Below are 17,088 nucleotides of genomic sequence, written 5' to 3' on the forward strand. Positions count from 1 at the left end.
AGTGACTCGTATGAAAACCCACGCTCAGGCTGTTGTGATTGGCGGTGGTGTGATTGGATGCTCGATCCTTTACCATCTGACCAAGCTGGGCTGGTGCGATGTTGTTCTGCTCGAACGGGACGAGCTGACATCGGGGTCAACATGGCACGCGGCGGCCAACATCCACGGGCTGCATGACAGCACCAATATCAGCCGCATCCAGCACTATACGATGACCCTGTATAAAGAGTTGGAAGCCGAGACCGGGCAATCCTGCGGTGTGTTTCAGCCCGGATCGCTTTATTTGGCGCAAACCGAAGCCCGAGAGCATCAGTTGCGGCTGCAAGAGGCGAAAGCGCGGCTTTACGGGATGAGCTTTCACGAGGTCAGCCGCGCGGAGGCGGAAGACCTGCACCCGCTGGTCAATTTCGACGGGGTGCGCTGCATCATGTTCGAACCCGATGGCGGCAATGTCGATCCGTCCGGCGTGACCGCAGCCTATGCGGCAGGCGCGCGGCAGCGCGGCGCAGAGATCCATCGCTTCACGCCGGTGACCGCGACGGACCAGCAGTCGGACGGCACATGGATCGTGCGCACACCCAAGGGCGACATTCACACGCAATGGGTGGTGAACGCCGCCGGGTTGTGGGGGCGCGAGGTGGCGGCTCTGGCCGGGATTACGCTGCCGCTTTTGCCCACCGAACACCAGTATTTCGTGACCGACACCATTGCCGAGATTGCCGCCATGGACCGCCGGTTGCCGTCTGTTGCGGATCGCGACGGAGAGTATTACCTGCGCCAAGAGGGTCAGGGCCTGCTGGTCGGCGCATACGAAAAGGATGTGCGGTTCTGGGCCGAGCACGGCACCCCGCAGGAGTTTGGACACGAATTGTTTGCCGATGATCTGGAACGGATCGAAGACAACATGATGCGCGCGATTGACCGGGTGCCTGTTGTGGGCAAGGCCGGAATCAAACGGGTGATCAATGGACCGATGATCTGGTCCCCGGACAGCAACGTGCTGCTGGGGCCGCTGCCCGGCAAACAGGGCTATTTCTGTTGCAACGGCATCATTCCGGGTTTTTCGCAATCCGGCGGCATGGGCCTGATGGCGGCGCAATGGATCATCGACGGAGACATGCAATACGACATGTTCACCTGGGATGTGGCGCGGTTCGGTGATTGGGCGGATGCCGCATTCACCAAGGCGCGGGTCGGCGATCAATACGCGCACCGGTTCAAAATCCATTTCCCCGGCGAGGAACGCGAGGCTGGCCGACCGCTGACCCTGCGTCCGGCCTACCGGATGCAAAAGGACATGGGGGCGGTCTTTGGTCTGAGCACCGGATGGGAACATCCGCTTTATTTCTCGAACGACGTAAAGGACAGCGCCGGGTTCACACGTCAGCCGTGGTGGGATGTTGTTGGACATGAGGCGCGCACCCTGCGCGACAGGGCGGGCATCATCGACATCTCGACCTTTGCCAAGTACCGCGTCACGGGACCGGGGGCCGAGGACTGGCTGGCGTCGGTCTTTGCAAACAAAATGCCGCGCATAGTCGGGCAGTCCTGTTTGACCCCTCTCATTGGCAAACGCGGCGGGATCGCCGGGGAGGCGACGGTCACGCGGCTGGCCGATGACACGTTCTGGGTGATCAGTTCCGGCATGGCAGAGCGCTATCAGCAACGGTTCTACGATGCCGTGCCATTGCCCGCAGGCACAGTGTTCGAAAGCCTGACATCCACATGGTGCGGGTTTAACGTGGCGGGCCCGCACAGCCGTGTGCTGCTGCAGGGGCTGACCGACACATCCCTTGCGACAGCCGATTGGCCGTTCATGCGGTCCGGACAAATCGAAATCGCCGGGATGGACGTGATGGCCCTGCGGGTGTCGTTTACCGGTGATCTGGGATGGGAATTGCATTGCCGCGCCACGGATCAGGTCGCGCTTTATGCCGCGTTGCTGGAAGCGGGGGAAAAGGTCGGTGCCGTACCCGTGGGCAGCCGCGCGCTTATGAGCCTGCGGTTGGAGAAAGGCTATGGCTCTTGGGGCAGGGAATACAGCCCCGAATACTGGCCGCAGGAATGCGGGCTTGCGCGGTTCTGCCGGTCAGACAAGAAGTTTCTGAACCGCGATGCCGCGCTGGCCAATATGGAACAGGCACCGCGCGAACGCCTGGTGCTTCTGGCGCTGGACCCTGATGACACAGAGGCGTCCAATGCGGACGCCACCGGCGGTGAGCCGATATTCAGAAACGGCAGCGGCATCGGCCGCGTGACTTCGGGCGGCTATGGCTACCATGTGGGAATGTCGCTGGCGCTTGGCTATGTCAAAGACCCGGTCGCAGGAGAGGCGGTTGACGTGATGGTCCTGGGCCGTCCGCACCGTGCCGTGATCCTTGATCAGCCGCCATTTGACCCCGATGGCACCAGACTGCGCACCTGATGTTCTTCTTTTTCCAAATATGCCGGGGTCCGGGGCAGCGCCCCGGCGTTACTCGGGTGCAAGTGGTCTGATCTTGAGTGCCGTAATGCGGTTGTTGTCGCGCTGGGCGACCTCAAATCGGAAGCCGTGGAAGCTGAAGCATTGGCCAATGGTCGGGATCATCTGGGCTTCGTGGATCACCAGACCGGCCACTGTGTTGGCTTCGTCATCGGGCAGGGACCAATCCAGCGCGCGATTAAGGTCGCGGATCGTCATCGCCCCCTCAATCCAGTAATTGCCGTCCTCCGCCCGCTTGACGTTGTTTTCGTCATCTGGGTCAAACTCGTCCGTGATTTCGCCGACGATTTCCTCAAGAATGTCTTCCAGTGTGATCAAACCCTGAAGCGCGCCGTATTCGTCGACCACCAGCGCAAAATGCGTGTGACGGCGCAGGAACTGGCGCATCTGATCGTCCAGAGACGTGCTTTCGGGAATGAAATAGGGTTTCATCGAAACGTCTGAAAAATTGAAATCTTTCAGCGCCTCCATGGGCTTTTCGCTTTCCTGCAGGAACCGGTACATGGCGCGGAACAGGTCTTTGGCATGCACAACACCAATGATGTTTTCGGGATCGTCCCGGAACACCGGAAGCCGTGTGTGGCTGGATGCCAGACATTGTTGCAGAATATCCTGAGGAGCCTTGTCCGCGTCGATCATTTCAATCTTCGAACGATGCAGCATGATTTCTTCGACGGTGCGATCACTCAGATCAAGCGCGCCCAGAATCCGGTCCCGGTCTTCCTTTTCAACCACACCTTCGGAATGGCCAAGCTGCAGCGCACCTGCGATTTCTTCGCGCACGGCAAGAATATGGCTGTCCGGATCAGTTTTGACACCGAACACCCGAAGCACACCGCGCACTAGAACCCGGACTGCGGCCACAACCGGCGAAAACACCCGGATCACCAAGGCAATCACCGGCGACACGCGGCTCGCGGCCGTTTCGGCATTGGTGATGGCATAGGTTTTGGGCAGCACTTCGGCAAAGATCAGAACCAGCAGCGTCATCACAAGCGTCGCCAATGCCACACCGGATTCCCCGAACTGGCGCGTGAACAACGCGGTCGCCAGCGACGTGGCGAGAATGTTAACCAGGTTGTTGCCCAGCAGCACGGACCCGATCAGGCGTTCATTGTCTTCGGTGATGTTCAAGGCGCGCTCTGCGCCTTTGGAGCCCTTGTCAGACATCGACCGCAGTTTGCCGCGCGATGCGGCGGTCAAGGCGGTTTCAGAGCCACTGAAAAAGGCGGATAGCACCAAAAGCCCGACAATTGCGGAGGCGGTGATCCAGAAAGCGGCATCTGCCGCGGTCGTTGCGGGTTCCATTGGGTCCAACGTGTTGAAAGCTTTACAGGGTTATGGGGATGCAGGGCGATACGTTCAAGGGCAAGCGCCTAGTCCCGGGCCAACGGGTGGTGATCCAGCACCAATTCCTTGAGCCGTTCTTCCAGAACATGGGTGTATATTTCAGTGGTCGACACGTCGGCATGGCCCAGAAAGGTCTGGATCGCGCGCAAATCCGCCCCGTTGGCCAGAAGATGCGTGGCAAACGCATGGCGCAACGTGTGCGGCGTGACCTTGCCCGGCGAGACGCCGCCCTTGACGGCCAGTTCTTTGATCAGAACGTAAAAAGCATGCCGGGTCAGATGCCCGGACTTGGCACGAGACGGAAACAGAAACGCTGAGGCGGGCTTGCCGTTTTGGCGGGCGGTATCCTCCATGCGTTCCCGCGTCGCCAGCCAGTCGCGCAGCGCGGTGCGCGCCGGTGGGGACAGCGGCACCATCCGTTCCTTGCCGCCTTTGCCCCTGATCAACAGCATCCGTGGATCGCCCTTAGCCGATGTCAGCGGCAAGGACACCAGTTCGCTGACGCGCATGCCGGTTGCATAGAGCAATTGCATCAAACAGATGTTGCGTTGTTTGTCAGCGTCGGTGCGGCCATAGCCGGAGGCTGCGTCGAGCAATTGGTCAACCTCTTGTGTTGACAGGGTTTTCGGAAGCCGTTTGTCGCGCCCTGGTCCGCTGATTTGAACCGCTGGATTGTCGTCGCGAAACCCTTCCTCAAAGCAGAAACGATACAGTTGCTTGATCGCCGACAACCGACGCGCCCGCGTGGATTTTGCCAAACCCTGCGCGTCGCAATAAACAAGATAGGATTCCACATCCGGTTTTCGCGCATCCGACAGCGACAGATCTTCGCGTGTCAGCCAATCGGTGAAATCGGACAAATCGCGCGCATAGGCCAGTTGCGTGTTGGTTGCTGCTCCGCGTTCAGCGGCCTGTGCATCAAGAAATGCTGCAATCCAGTGGATGTCACTCATCTGCGCGCCCCTTCCATGTCAAGGATGGCCAGCTGCAACGCGGCCCGGCGGGCGGTGTCTTCCAATCCAAACGCGCGCAGGGTCTGCAATGCCTCGGTCAATTCGGCGGGGCGGCCTTCGGCACCGGTCTCGAACCGCAGCAATGTAGCGAGCAACGCCTCGCCCAGCCGGTTTTGCGCCGCCATCGCCGCAAGATCTTCGGGGGCGTCAGGGGGTGTTGACCATGCCGCGTTCAAGGCAGCGGCATGCGGCACATCCAAACGCCGCGCGGCCGATGTATCGCCCTGTGCAAGCTTGGCCAGAAAAGCAAGATCGGGATCGTCGCTGGTCCGAAGCGTTTGCGCTACGGTTTCGTAATTGTCTGACAAAAGGCCCGCAAACCCGGCAATCCTTTCGGCGCGCGGGTTTAAGGGCAGCCCCTGCAAGCGCGATGCAAACAGGTTCGAAAACGGCACGAGCAGCCCAGCCGTCCGCATCTGAGGCCAGACCTTTTCCAAGGAAGATGCAATCGCGCCGGGATCACGGGTGTTCAGCGCTGTTTCAAACCGCTGAAGCGCTTCGACACGGTCCCAGATCCCGCCAGACGCGGCGCGCAATTGTTCGGTATAGACCCCAAGAAGCTGGTTGCCATCAATCGCACCCGCCCGCGCCAGCCGTTCCGCCGCCTGCAATTGGGCGCGCCAGCCGGAATCACCGCTCAGTTCAACAACCGCAAAGGGCAGGGGCAAAGGTGTGGTTGGCAAGGCTTCTCCGATGGCTTCGAACAACCGGAACTGAAGCGGGGTCGGACGCACCGGAGGGCGCAGGGGTTGGGTGTTTTCGGCATATTCAGGATCAAGAAACCGCAGCAAAAGCTCTGTATCCAGCTTGGACAATTGTCCAAGCGCGCTGCCGGTCTGATAGACAGTCATTGCCAGCGGAAAATCACCGTCACGCGTGGCGCACCAGATCCGGGTCGGCAGATCGTTGCTCAGCCCCGGTTGTTCCGTCAAAAGCTGACACAGGGCCGCGTCAGAGCCGGTGATCAGAGCCAGATCAAACGCCTGATCGAACAGCGTCGGGGTCAGCGTCCCAACACGCTCGGCCAGGGCTTCGGCCGGGGCCACCAGACCGTGATTATAGAGCGTCTCAAGCCGCGCCTCCAACAATGCAGCGCCATCGCTGCCGTTGGGCGGAGCGGCTTCGGCCAAAAGCAGGGTATGCATCAGAGAATCCAGCGCCGGAACCGACGGTTTGCGGCGATGCAGCCGGTCCAGCGCCGCCACGAGATCGGCTTCTGTGCTGCCTTGCCACAAAGTCGCGGGCAGCCCTGTCATCGTGCTGGGCAACAAACCCACGCCACCGATTGACGGCGTGTCCAGCGGTTGCACCTCTACATCCGGGACAGAGGCGCTTTCGGCGACGGGGTTTTCATTCAACGGCGGCGGGATCGCCACCACCGGTGCCACATCGCGTTGCACGGCAAGCCAGTCAATCGCCGATAAAGGCGTGTCCTGCGCACCCACGTGACCGGCGCTCAGACACAACAGAATGATAGCAGTCCTAATTCGCATCCAATGTCACAGGTTTTCGAATCTCAGTCTGCGGCGGTGAAAAATCCGCCCCAAAATACGGCCCCACATAGGCATACGCCACGAGCGCCAATCCGCCAATGATCAACAGATAGATCAGCCATTTAATTACGCGCCCCATGGACACCCTCACCCTGCCTCGTTGATTTTTTGCAACTTATAACTGGCCTTTTGCCCCAGATCACGTCATTCAGCCAGCATTATCAGAAAAGTGGCGGCAGATGGCCGAGATACAAGGGTTTCAATCCGGGCGATGCAGGCGAGACTCAAAAAAACCGTTGTTTTGGTGGGGATGATGGGGGCCGGAAAGACCGCTGTGGGCAAGGCCCTGGCCGCGCTGCTGAATGCACCTTTTCTGGATTCGGACGCAGAGATCGAAAAAGCCGCCAACATGACCATCCCCGAGATTTTCGCGCGCGACGGCGAGCCGTTTTTTCGCCTGAAAGAAGCGCAGGTGATCGACCGTCTGTTGGAGGAAGAGCAGGGCGTCTTGTCGACCGGCGGCGGCGCGTTCATGTCCGATGCGAACCGGGCGATGATCGCGAAAAAAGGCGTGGCCGTGTGGCTGAACGCGGACCTGCCGCTGCTTTGGAGCCGGGTAAAACACAAGGACACGCGGCCCCTGTTGCGGGTGCCCGATCCGCTGGCCGCGCTGACCCGGCTGTATAACGAACGTGTGCCAGTCTACGCAAAGGCCGATCTGACCGTGACATCGGAACCGAACCTGTCGATTGATGATATGGCGCATCGTGTGATTGACGCGCTGCGCACGCGTCCTGATGTGATGGAGGTACTGGAATGACCGAAACGGTTCACGTCCCCCTGGACACCCGCGCCTATGACGTGCGGATCGGTCCCGATCTTCTGACGCGGGCAGGTGCCGAGATTGCGCCCTTGCTGGACCGTCCGCGCGTTGCGATTGTGACCGATGCCAACGTCGCCGAACGACATTTGTCTGCCTTGAACGCCGCTTTGAAGGCGGAGGGAATCACCTCTGTCACCCTGACGCTGCCAGCTGGCGAGTCCACCAAAAGCTGGCCGCATTTTGAACGCACCGTGGAATGGCTGCTGGAGCAAAAGATCGAACGCCGTGATATGGTTGTCGCCCTGGGTGGCGGGGTCATTGGCGATCTGGTCGGCTTTGCCGCCGCCGTATTGCGCCGCGGGGTGCGGTTTGTGCAGATCCCGACATCGCTTTTGGCGCAGGTCGACAGTTCGGTGGGCGGGAAAACCGGGATCAACGCGCCGCAGGGCAAAAACCTGATCGGCGCATTTCACCAACCCGCTTTGGTTCTGGCCGATATTGCGGTTCTCAACACCTTGAACGACCGTGACTTTCTGGCCGGGTATGGCGAGGTGGTGAAATACGGCTTGCTGGGCGATGCCGCGTTTTTCGCGTGGCAAGAGCAGAACGCAGACCGCGTTATCGCGCGTGACCCAGAGGCCTTGGCCTATGCGGTCCGCCGCTCGGTGGAAATGAAAGCGGATATTGTGGTCCGGGATGAAACCGAGCAGGGCGACCGCGCGCTTTTGAATCTGGGGCACACCTTTTGCCACGCGCTGGAGGCCGCGACCGGCTATTCGGATCGGCTGTTACATGGCGAAGGCGTCGCCATAGGCTGTGGGCTGGCCTTTGATTTGTCCGCGCGGCTGGGCCTGTGCGCACAAGAAGAACCAAGCCGCGTGCGTCAATTGCTTGCTCGAATGGGGATGCGGGTCAGGCTGGCCGATATCGACGGGGATTTGCCCGATGCAGAGACCTTGTTGCGCCTGATGGGCCAGGACAAAAAGGTTATCGCGGACCAAATTCATTTTATCCTGGCCAAAAGCATCGGATCGGCATTTGTCACGTCGGACGTTCCGAAAGCCGCTGTTCTGGACACCCTGAAGGCCGGATAGGGCACCGCGCGGAAAACGGTGATGCCCCATCGGTTTTTCGGTCTAGAACGGAATTTCGTCGTCAATGTCGCGGGCCGGTGCGCGGGCCGGACCACCGCCACCGCCGCTTGAGCCGCCGTAATCGCCACCGCCGCCCCCGTAATCGCCGCCATAGTCACTGCCGCCGCCACCATAGCCGCCGCCACCGCCACCGCTGTCACCACGGCTGTCCAGCAGCGTGAGTTCACCGCGATAGGGACGCAGCACCACTTCGGTTGAATACCGGTCCTGACCGGACTGATCTTGCCATTTGCGGGTTTCAAGCTGGCCTTCGATATACACCTTGGACCCTTTGCGCAGATATTGTTCCGCGATGCGGGCCAGCGGTTCGGAAAAGATGGCAACGCTGTGCCATTCGGTCTTTTCCCGCCGTTCGCCTGTGTTGCGGTCTTTCCAGTTTTCGGACGTGGCGATACGCAGGTTGCACACCTTGCCGCCGTTCTGGAATGTCCGCACTTCGGGATCACGCCCCAGGTTGCCGACAATGATGACCTTGTTAACTGAACCGGCCATGGGTCCCCCATTTTCCTGATCGAATCTCTGACGCAGCGCGCCGCTTGCGGGACAATACCCATCGCATCCCGCAGATGCCATGTGCTAATGCCGCCTGTGTCTTCCGGTATCATCCAATTGTGGTTAAGAATTCATGATCAACCAAGGCTGGTGTGAAAACCAAAACCAGACTATAACCACGCAAATTCTTTACATGGGGCGTGCGGATTTATGCCAGCAGCGAGACAGGGATTGATCGCCATCATCAGCGCAGCAGCGCTGTTGGGGGCCGGAATGGCCAGTGCCGAAGTGTTGTCTACCAAGAATCGCTCGGCGTTGTTTTCCAGCAAAACCAGCGTTCTGGACACCCGCGCCGCCCAGCAATACAAAAGCTCGATCCGGCTGCAGCCACCCAAAGTGGTCACTCCTACCAAATGGGGCGACACCGGTGGTGACGGGGCATTGCCGCAATACCGTGGCCGCTATACGGGTGTCTATTCCGGCATGGCCCGCGATGCGGCGCGCCGGCATGGGATTCCCGAAGATCTGTTCCTGCGGCTTGTCCAGCAGGAATCAAATTTCAACCCGCGCGCCATTTCGTCAAAGGGTGCGATCGGGTTGGCCCAATTGATGCCCGGAACCGCGCGCGATCTACGCGTTGACCCCACTGATCCCGCGCAAAACCTCGAAGGCGGCGCGCGCTATCTCAAACAGCAATACCGCACTTTCGGAAACTGGCGTCTGGCGCTGGCGGCCTATAATGCGGGGCCGGGTGCGGTGCAAAAGCACAAAGGCATCCCGCCCTATCGCGAAACCCGCAACTACGTGAAAAAGATCTGGGGGCGCTAAACCCCCGGTTCTTTATTCTGCTGCGATCTGGATAACCGGCTCCATTTCGGCAAGCTGCGCGTCGGTCAGATGGCATTTGATCTGATGACCGTTTGCAAGCTCACGCTGCGGTGGCACCTCCACCTCGCAAAGCCCGCCCGGCACCTCTGATTTCCAGCGGCACCGCGTTTGGAACGGACAGCCCGAGGGCGGGTTCATGGCCGAGGGAATGTCGCCTTCCAGAACGATGTGTTTCTTGTCCACCCGCGTGTCCGCAATGGGCACGGCTGACAAAAGCGCCTCGGTATAGGGGTGATAGGGCGGCGAAAACACCTGATCCGTCGATCCCATTTCCACTACATGCCCAAGATACATAACCATAACGCGATCAGCCAGATAGCGCACGATGCTCAAGTCATGGCTGATGAACAGAAGGGTTGTCTTTTGTTCGCGCTGGATCTCCATCAACAGATCCGTGACCGCCGCCTGGACCGACACATCCAGCGCCGACACAGGTTCGTCCGCAACCACGATGCGGGCATTTCCGGCAAAGGCGCGTGCAATGCCGACACGTTGCTTTTGCCCCCCTGACAACTGCCGTGGCATCCGATCGGCAAAAGCGCGCGGCAGTTTGACCAGATCCAGCAATTCCAGCATCCGCTGCCTGCGTGCGGTGTCATTCTCCCCGACGCCAAACACCTCCAGCGCGCGGATGATCTGGCGACCGACGCTCATCGACGGATTAAGCGTGTCGAACGGATTTTGAAACACCATCTGAACATCCGCAATGGTAGAGGTGTCCCGCGCGTCGATCGGCGTTGCCTCGATATTGCCGTTGTCCAGCAGGATCTGCCCTTCGGTCGCCGTCTCCAACCCCATCAGGACCTTGGCAAAGGTGGATTTGCCGCACCCGGATTCGCCGACGATGGCCAGGGTTTCGGATTCGCGAGCCTCAAAACTCAGTGTTTCATTGGCTTTGACCACCTTCTTGTCACCAGACCTGCCCAAAAGCGCGTTCGCCGCGACCTCATAATATTTTTTGAGATTATCTATCTTGAGAACCACTTGACCGGGCTCTGGCTTGTGTGTGGTCTCGGCCGCATCCAGTGGTGCGGACCAATCGATCTCCTGAAACCGCAGACAGCGCGTGCTGTGACGGTCATTTCCCGCAACCGCAGCCATTTTGATGGCGCCGGAATCGCAACGCCCGGCCTCGAAATAATCGCAGCGCGGGCCAAAATTACAGCCCGCCGGACGTTCGTGGGGTAGGGGGAAATTGCCCGGAATGGCCCGTAAGGGCCGCGCGTTCTTGTCAGCGCCCGGCAACGGGATCGACCGAAACAGCGCCTGTGTATAGGGGTGCTGCATGTCGTCGAACACATCCTCGATCGACCCGGTTTCCACCGCTTCGCCGGAATACATCACGCATAACCGGTCGCAGGTCTCAAGCACGAGGCCCAGATTGTGGCTGATAAACAGCATCGACGTGCCGTATTTCTGGCCCAGCTCCTTGACCAACGCCACAACCGCAGCCTCGACCGTGACGTCCAGCGCAGTGGTTGGCTCGTCCAGGATGAGCAAAGACGGCTCGGCCATCAACGCCATCGCGATCACGATCCGCTGCTGCTGACCACCCGAAAGCTGATGCGGATAGCTGTCCAGAATTCGCTTGGGATCGGGCAGTTTCACATCCGTGACCACCTGCAACGCGCGCTGCAACGCCTCTGCCTCGGACGCCGCGCCGTGAATCATCGGGACTTCCATCAGCTGCCTGCCGATCTTCATCGCCGGGTTCAGTGACGCCATCGGCTCTTGATAGATCATGGCGATTTCCGAACCCCGGATCTGACGCAACTCTTCCTGGCTCATACTGTTGAGGTCACGGCCCTTGAACCTGATGGACCCGCCTACAACCTGACCGTTCCGGCCAAGATCCTGCATCACCCCCAAAGCAACCGTGGATTTGCCGCATCCGGATTCGCCGACAAGCCCCACCGCTTCGCCCGGCATCACCTTGACCGAAAAATCCATCACCGCCGGGATTTCCCGCAGCCGCGTGAAAAAGGAAATCGAAAGCTGGTCGATCTCAAGGATCGGGCCGTCATAGGCGTCTTTCATCTTGTCTCTCCCTATCGGGGGGCCCGGTTTGCCGTCATGGCATCTTTGGGCTTGAAATACCTCGGGGGTCTGGGGGCAGCGCCCCCAGTCCGCCCTGTCTCAATCGCGCAGCGATTCCTCGCGCAGACCATCGGCCAGCAGGTTCAGACCCAGCACCATGCTTAACAAGGCCAGGGCCGGCACAATTGCGGGATGCAGGTAGACCTGCAACAGCCGCCGCCCGTCATTGATCGTTGTGCCCCAATCCGGGCTTTCCGGGCTCAGGCCCAGACCAAAGAACCCCAGCGTGCCAAGCAGGATCGTCGTATAGCCAATGCGCAGGCAGAAATCGACAATCAGGGGGCCACGGGCGTTGGGCAGGATTTCCCAGAGCATGATATACCACGGCCCTTCGCCCCGTGTTTGTGCCGCCGCCACGTAATCGCGGGTCTTGATATCCATGCTCAGCCCCCGGACAATCCGGAACACCGTAGGCGAATTGACAAAGACCACCGACACAAACACCACAAGGATGCCATCCGACACGTTGAACAGGTCCATAAATTCCGGCAAGACAGAAACCTTTGATCCCGTCTCAGAGATCAGCGACAGGTACAGCCATCCCATAATTCCCAGAACCACGATCAACATCGGCGTGCGCAATCCGGGCTGGGTCTTGTAGCGCGAATTCAGCAAGACGCCGACAAAGATCAACGGAAACACAAACAAAACCGTGGCCATATAGCTTGGGATGCCGGTTTCGACGATTTCGGGTGTCACCAGCAGATAAAACAGCAAGATCACCGGAAAGGCGAGGATCAGGTTGGCCAGAAAGCTTAGAAATGTATCCAGCTTGCCACCATAATACCCGGCTGGCAGGCCCAGTGTGATGCCGACCATAAAGGCAAACAGCGTTGCCAACGGCGCAATCTGAACCACAATCCAGGCCCCTTTGATCATGCGGCTGAACACGTCGCGCGCCAGGTTGTCGCCGCCGAACAGGTAATAGGCGTATTGACCCTCATCCGGGCTGCGCAGGGCGGTGCCCGGACCCTTGTTTTTCATGCCCGACACCTGGGCCAGCGGGTCATGGGTGATGATCATGTCCATCGCCCCATAAATTCCGGTGAACACCCAGAACATGACAAGCGCAAAACCGATCATGCCGATGGTTGAGTCAAACAGCTTGCCGTACAAACCCAGCCGCCGTTTATAGACCATCGACAGCGTAAAAAGGACAATGAGCGAGATCCAGACAGGCATGAACTGCAGGATGACGCGGGTGAATATTTCAAACCAGCTGAGCGGCTCCATAGGTGCTCTCCTTGCGCTCAGGTGACGCTGATGCGTGGGTTGAGGTAAACGTAACCGATGTCAGAGATCAGCTGCGTGATCAGCACCACAAAGACCGACACCACCGACACCCCCAGCAAAAGCTCGATGTCGTTGTTGCTGGCCGCTTGCACCAGCGTCCAGCCAAAGCCTTTGTAATTGAACAGGGTTTCAACGATGACCACCCCGTTCAGCAGCCAGGGAAACTGCAGCATGATGACGGTAAACGGCGCGATCAGCGCATTGCGCAAGGCGTGTCTGATGACGATATTCGGAAAGCTCACACCTTTCAGGCGCGCCGTGCGGATATATTGCGCGGTCATGACCTCGGCCATGGACGCCCGCGTCATTCGCGCGATATATCCCATGCCATAAAGCGAGATGGTCAGCACCGGCAGAAAGAAATTCTCGAAATTGGCGTTCTCCATCGCAGAGGTTGCCGTGCCTTTGAACCATTTCAGCCCCACCGCCGAGGATGCAAACACCGCAATCAAGATCACACCGGACACGTATTCCGGCGTCGCCGTGGTTGTGATGGCAACCGTCGACAGCGTGCGGTCGGTTTTTGAACCCTCGTTCATGCCCGACAAAACCCCCAGTATCAGCGCCGACGGCACCATCAGGACCATCACCCAGAACATCAGCTTGCCGGTCAGGCTCAGCCGGGTTGCGATGATGCTGCCGACCTCGTCTTTGAACACCGTGGAAAAGCCCCAATACCCCTGCAGCACGCCGCAGAACTCGGGTGCTTCTTCGGGGGATTGACCGGGCAGGATACACCGGCCCTGAATACTGCCATCGGGGTTTTCATGCCGGTAGGAGGGCAACACGCCAAGCCATTCGCCGTATTTGACAAGTGTCGGCTGAAGATACCCGCCGCGTTCCAGAAAGCTGCTGACCTCGGCATCGCTCATGCGGAAATTGCCCTGCGTCTTGGCCAGCTTTTCCAGATTTGGGTAGAGGTTGGTTAACGTAAAAACAAGAAACGTCAGGCACAGACCGGTCAGAATCATGATGCCAAGACGCCGAAGTATAAAAAGTCCCATGGTTCACCCTGTTGGTGGACGCCGCTTCGGACACGACAGATTATATTTTTTTATTGTCTTCGCCCGATCACAGCGAAAAAACCGCGCCCGGATGGGCGCGGCTGTCTTGACCATGCTCAGGCCTTAAAGCCGAACTTGTACAATTGCGGCAGGTCGGCGATGTGCTTGTCGACGCCGACCAGATTGTCACGATGATGTCGCATGGCGGTTCGCCAGTAGGGTTGAATTGTGACACCTTCCTCCACCATGATCGACTGCAACTTGCCCATCACCTCGCGGCGCGCGTCGACATCTGCCAGCGAATTGGCTTCGGCCAACAGCGCGTCGAATTCGTCATTGGCAAAACCGGACTCGTTCCATGCGACGCCTGATTTATAGGCAAGGCCCAGAACCTGTGTGCCCAAGGGCCGGTGGTTCCAGTTGGTCGACGAAAAGGCGTATTTCGTCCAGTCGTTCCAAAAGGTCGATCCGGGCAAAACCGTGTGACGGGCCTTGATGCCCGCATCATTCAGCTGGGCCACAACAGCCGCCGTGGTGTTGCGCCGCCAATCATCGTCGATGGATTGCACCTCGTGTTCAAAGTCGCCCATGCCGGCCTCGTCCATCAGCGCCTTGGCCTTGGCAGGATCATAGGGCAGGCGGGTGATATCGGGGTGGTATTCCGGGTGCATCGGTCCGACGTGATGGTTGTCAGCCACGATACCATATCCGGCCATCCCCAGCTCAAGGCAGATTTCATTGTCAATTGCCATCGCAAGCGCCTGACGGACCCGCTTGTCGCCATAGATCTTGTTGCCCTCATCATCCTCGGCCAGTTGGTTGGGACGAATGACGATGGTAAAGCCGGACGGGATTTCCGAGCGGGTCAGCCCAATCGCATCGAACACGTCGATAAATTCGCCCACGGATTCCCAGTTCATGTCGATTTCTTCGGATTCATATGCCGCCAGGAACGCCGCCGGGTCGGTGCCGTAATCGATGAATTCGATGCGGTCGATATAGCCGCCTTTGCCCGCCGCGTAGCCCCACCAATCAAAGCCTTCGTTGCGCACAAGCACCGCCTTCACACCCACCTCGTGGCTTTCGGGCAGCATGAACCCCGTGCCAATCGGGTTTGCCAGCATGGTGTTGGCGTCAAAGCTCGAATGTGTGATCGCGGCGGGATAGTCCGCCATGCCCGGAATCAGCGTAATGTCCGGCACGCTGGCCTTGAGCAGGACCGTATGGCTATCGACAACGGTAATCGCCCCCTCGGCGGCCTTGCCGGTGTCACTGTCAACCAGCGACGCCATGCGCGCGGCCATCGAATTGCCTTCGAGCGTGGTATCACACCAGCCTTCGATGTTGCGGGCCACGTCCTCGGCGGTGAAGTCGTCGCCATTGTTCCACTTGACGCCCTGACGCACCTTCAACGTGTATTCTGTCGCGTCGTCGTTGGCCTCCCAGCTTTCCAGCAGCATGGGCTCAAACGTCCCGTCATTGTTGTATTCGACCAGATATTCCAGCCACCCGGCGGTGAAGGTCGCAATCTGCGTCCAGTCATAGGTGCGCGGATCTTTCAGCGCGCGGACTTCCATCTGGAAGCGGATGGTGCCGCCTTGTTGCGCGTGTTCGGACGCTTGCACAGGCTGGGCCAATCCACCAAGCGCATAGGCCGCGCTGGCGGTCACACCCAGCGCGGTTGTCCGTGCCAGAAATTCGCGACGGTCCAGATGTCCATCTTTGAATTCCTGTGCGTACATTTCGGCGGACGGGTGCACCCGATTGATCGGTGTGTGATGCGTCATGTGTTTCTCCCTGTGACACGTGTCTTGTTTTTGTGGAATGAGGCAAATGGCCGTTGGGCCCTGCACAAAGGTATCATCGACGCAGTGCGTCTGATGCGGCTCTTGGCATCAATCGCCAGATTGAGCCTTTTTGGGTCTGAAAACGACATTGTCTTTGTCATATTGCGACATGCCGCAAGATGCAAATCAGTCTTATGTTATTGCGACCTCAAGTTCTGCGGCCTCAAGCCATGTCCAGTGGCCCATCCGGGACCGAAACCAGGTGCGCTGACGTTTGGCAAACTGGCGGGTCAGGATGCTGGCGCGCTCGCTGGCTTGCTCTATTATCATGTGACCGTCCAGTACGGCCATCAGCTCGGCGGCTCCGATGGCTTTGGAGGACGGCAAATCGGGCGTCCAGCCCTCCTTATTGGCGCGCGCCTCGTCCAGTGCGCCTGCAGTGATCATACGTGCAAAGCGGTGTTCGATGCGCGGCGTCAGCCAGTCTTTCGGCGCATCAACGACAAAGGCCTGCACATCCGCAAGGCTCAGACGGGGCGGTGGGGTTGCATCCTGCCACGCAGCCAACCCGGTGCCGGTGCTGCGCAACACTTCCCAGGCGCGCTGCACCCGCATTGGGTTTTCAAGATCAATCCGTGATCGGGTGTCAGCATCCAGGTCCGGGATCAGACTGCGATGCCCGTGATCGGTGATCCGCGCCGTGGCTTCGGCCCGGACTGCATCCGGCGTTTCGGGAATACGCGCAAGGCCCTGCGTCAGCGCGGTAAAATAAAGACCGGTGCCGCCAACGATGATCGGTCTTGGGCCGGCGTCCAGATACGGTTCAAGATCGCGCAGCCAGTCACCGACCGAATAGACCACGTCGCGTGCCACATGCCCATAAAGCACATGCGGCGCGCGTGCCTCGTCCTGCACAGACGGGCGCGCGGTCAAGATGCGCCAATCGGCATAGACCTGGATGGCATCGGCATTGATCACGATCCCGCCCTGTTGTTCGGCAATCCGCAGTGCAAGGTCTGATTTTCCACTCGCCGTCGGACCTGCGATCAGCACCGGTGTGGTCGGGGACAGGCCCGAAATAAGCTTTGAAATATCCACGGTGACGCGCCTGTATCCTTGTCTTTGACGGCCCGGCTGCACGGGATTGACCTGCGGCGTGACTGCGCCTTGCTCCCCTGCTGCTTTTCCGACATTTTGCGCGCAACCTTAGAC

At 59.3% G+C, this 17,088-nt stretch carries 14 protein-coding genes; 4 read left to right on the top strand and 10 right to left on the bottom strand.

Annotated features, from left to right (window positions below; all coding sequences use genetic code 11):
• Positions 1 to 10 precede the first annotated feature (10 nt).
• A complete protein-coding gene (locus tag ACG74X_RS06150; protein ID WP_411233269.1) occupies positions 11 to 2,425 on the top strand; it encodes a GcvT family protein in 2,415 nt (804 codons plus the stop codon).
• Positions 2,426 to 2,473: 48 nt separating this feature from the next.
• Here the strand turns inward: ACG74X_RS06150 and ACG74X_RS06155 are convergent, their stop codons facing one another.
• The 4 genes from ACG74X_RS06155 to ACG74X_RS06170 all read right to left on the bottom strand — a co-directional run bounded on the left by ACG74X_RS06155 (position 2,474) and on the right by ACG74X_RS06170 (position 6,477).
• Positions 2,474 to 3,790: an HlyC/CorC family transporter gene (locus tag ACG74X_RS06155; protein WP_411233270.1), complete on the bottom strand. Its 1,317-nt coding sequence runs from the start codon at positions 3,788 to 3,790 to the stop codon at positions 2,474 to 2,476.
• Between the two features lie 68 nt (positions 3,791 to 3,858).
• Positions 3,859 to 4,785 carry a site-specific tyrosine recombinase XerD gene (locus ACG74X_RS06160; RefSeq protein ID WP_411233271.1) on the bottom strand — a complete coding sequence of 309 codons (927 nt, stop codon included), beginning with the start codon at positions 4,783 to 4,785 and terminating at the stop codon, positions 3,859 to 3,861.
• On the bottom strand, positions 4,782 to 6,338 hold the full coding sequence (locus tag ACG74X_RS06165; protein WP_411233272.1) for a hypothetical protein: 1,557 nt from the start codon (positions 6,336 to 6,338) through the stop codon (positions 4,782 to 4,784). Before ACG74X_RS06165 ends, ACG74X_RS06160 begins: the two co-directional genes overlap by 4 nt.
• Positions 6,328 to 6,477, bottom strand: coding sequence for a hypothetical protein (locus ACG74X_RS06170; RefSeq protein WP_411233273.1), 150 nt, complete (start codon positions 6,475 to 6,477; stop codon positions 6,328 to 6,330). Before ACG74X_RS06170 ends, ACG74X_RS06165 begins: the two co-directional genes overlap by 11 nt.
• A 90-nt stretch (positions 6,478 to 6,567) precedes the next feature.
• Here ACG74X_RS06170 and ACG74X_RS06175 point away from each other — a divergent pair, with 90 nt between their 5' ends.
• Both ACG74X_RS06175 and aroB read left to right on the top strand, forming a co-directional pair.
• The gene (locus ACG74X_RS06175; protein ID WP_411233274.1) at positions 6,568 to 7,158 is read left to right on the top strand and encodes a shikimate kinase; all 591 of its coding nucleotides are present in this window, start codon (positions 6,568 to 6,570) and stop codon (positions 7,156 to 7,158) included.
• The gene (gene aroB / locus ACG74X_RS06180; protein WP_411233275.1) at positions 7,155 to 8,255 is read left to right on the top strand and encodes a 3-dehydroquinate synthase; all 1,101 of its coding nucleotides are present in this window, start codon (positions 7,155 to 7,157) and stop codon (positions 8,253 to 8,255) included. Before ACG74X_RS06175 ends, aroB begins: the two co-directional genes overlap by 4 nt.
• A 42-nt stretch (positions 8,256 to 8,297) precedes the next feature.
• On the opposite strand, the gene ssb is transcribed toward aroB, so the two are convergent.
• Positions 8,298 to 8,807 (bottom strand): single-stranded DNA-binding protein, encoded by a 510-nt coding sequence (gene ssb, locus ACG74X_RS06185; RefSeq protein ID WP_411233276.1) that lies wholly within the window; start codon positions 8,805 to 8,807, stop codon positions 8,298 to 8,300.
• Positions 8,808 to 9,017: 210 nt separating this feature from the next.
• Between ssb and ACG74X_RS06190 the strand changes: the two genes are divergently transcribed.
• Complete coding sequence (locus ACG74X_RS06190) at positions 9,018 to 9,635, top strand: lytic transglycosylase domain-containing protein (protein WP_411233277.1); 618 nt, start codon at positions 9,018 to 9,020, stop codon at positions 9,633 to 9,635.
• A gap of 12 nt (positions 9,636 to 9,647) precedes the next feature.
• On the opposite strand, the gene ACG74X_RS06195 is transcribed toward ACG74X_RS06190, so the two are convergent.
• The 5 genes from ACG74X_RS06195 to miaA all read right to left on the bottom strand — a co-directional run bounded on the left by ACG74X_RS06195 (position 9,648) and on the right by miaA (position 16,974).
• On the bottom strand, positions 9,648 to 11,732 hold the full coding sequence (locus tag ACG74X_RS06195; protein WP_411233278.1) for a dipeptide ABC transporter ATP-binding protein: 2,085 nt from the start codon (positions 11,730 to 11,732) through the stop codon (positions 9,648 to 9,650).
• 99 nt (positions 11,733 to 11,831) lie between these two features.
• Positions 11,832 to 13,025, bottom strand: coding sequence for an ABC transporter permease (locus ACG74X_RS06200; RefSeq protein ID WP_411233279.1), 1,194 nt, complete (start codon positions 13,023 to 13,025; stop codon positions 11,832 to 11,834).
• 17 nt (positions 13,026 to 13,042) lie between these two features.
• Positions 13,043 to 14,089, bottom strand: coding sequence for an ABC transporter permease (locus ACG74X_RS06205; RefSeq protein ID WP_411233280.1), 1,047 nt, complete (start codon positions 14,087 to 14,089; stop codon positions 13,043 to 13,045).
• A 116-nt stretch (positions 14,090 to 14,205) separates the two neighbouring features.
• Positions 14,206 to 15,876: an ABC transporter substrate-binding protein gene (locus tag ACG74X_RS06210; protein ID WP_411233281.1), complete on the bottom strand. Its 1,671-nt coding sequence runs from the start codon at positions 15,874 to 15,876 to the stop codon at positions 14,206 to 14,208.
• A gap of 192 nt (positions 15,877 to 16,068) precedes the next feature.
• Complete coding sequence (gene miaA / locus ACG74X_RS06215) at positions 16,069 to 16,974, bottom strand: tRNA (adenosine(37)-N6)-dimethylallyltransferase MiaA (protein WP_411233282.1); 906 nt, start codon at positions 16,972 to 16,974, stop codon at positions 16,069 to 16,071.
• Between the last annotated feature and the right edge of the window lie 114 nt (positions 16,975 to 17,088).

The organism is Marivita sp. S0852, assembly GCF_046591575.1.
Classification (GTDB): Bacteria; Pseudomonadota; Alphaproteobacteria; order Rhodobacterales; family Rhodobacteraceae; genus Marivita.

Coding starts and splice junctions, on each gene's coding strand:
- ACG74X_RS06150 (WP_411233269.1), top strand. CDS start 11: ATGAAAACCCACGCTCAGGCTGTTGTGATTGGCGGTGGTGTGATTGGA.
- ACG74X_RS06155 (WP_411233270.1), bottom strand. CDS start 3,790: ATGGAACCCGCAACGACCGCGGCAGATGCCGCTTTCTGGATCACCGCC.
- ACG74X_RS06160 (WP_411233271.1), bottom strand. CDS start 4,785: ATGAGTGACATCCACTGGATTGCAGCATTTCTTGATGCACAGGCCGCT.
- ACG74X_RS06165 (WP_411233272.1), bottom strand. CDS start 6,338: ATGCGAATTAGGACTGCTATCATTCTGTTGTGTCTGAGCGCCGGTCAC.
- ACG74X_RS06170 (WP_411233273.1), bottom strand. CDS start 6,477: ATGGGGCGCGTAATTAAATGGCTGATCTATCTGTTGATCATTGGCGGA.
- aroB (WP_411233275.1), top strand. CDS start 7,155: ATGACCGAAACGGTTCACGTCCCCCTGGACACCCGCGCCTATGACGTG.
- ssb (WP_411233276.1), bottom strand. CDS start 8,807: ATGGCCGGTTCAGTTAACAAGGTCATCATTGTCGGCAACCTGGGGCGT.
- ACG74X_RS06190 (WP_411233277.1), top strand. CDS start 9,018: ATGCCAGCAGCGAGACAGGGATTGATCGCCATCATCAGCGCAGCAGCG.
- ACG74X_RS06195 (WP_411233278.1), bottom strand. CDS start 11,732: ATGAAAGACGCCTATGACGGCCCGATCCTTGAGATCGACCAGCTTTCG.
- ACG74X_RS06200 (WP_411233279.1), bottom strand. CDS start 13,025: ATGGAGCCGCTCAGCTGGTTTGAAATATTCACCCGCGTCATCCTGCAG.
- ACG74X_RS06205 (WP_411233280.1), bottom strand. CDS start 14,089: ATGGGACTTTTTATACTTCGGCGTCTTGGCATCATGATTCTGACCGGT.
- ACG74X_RS06210 (WP_411233281.1), bottom strand. CDS start 15,876: ATGACGCATCACACACCGATCAATCGGGTGCACCCGTCCGCCGAAATG.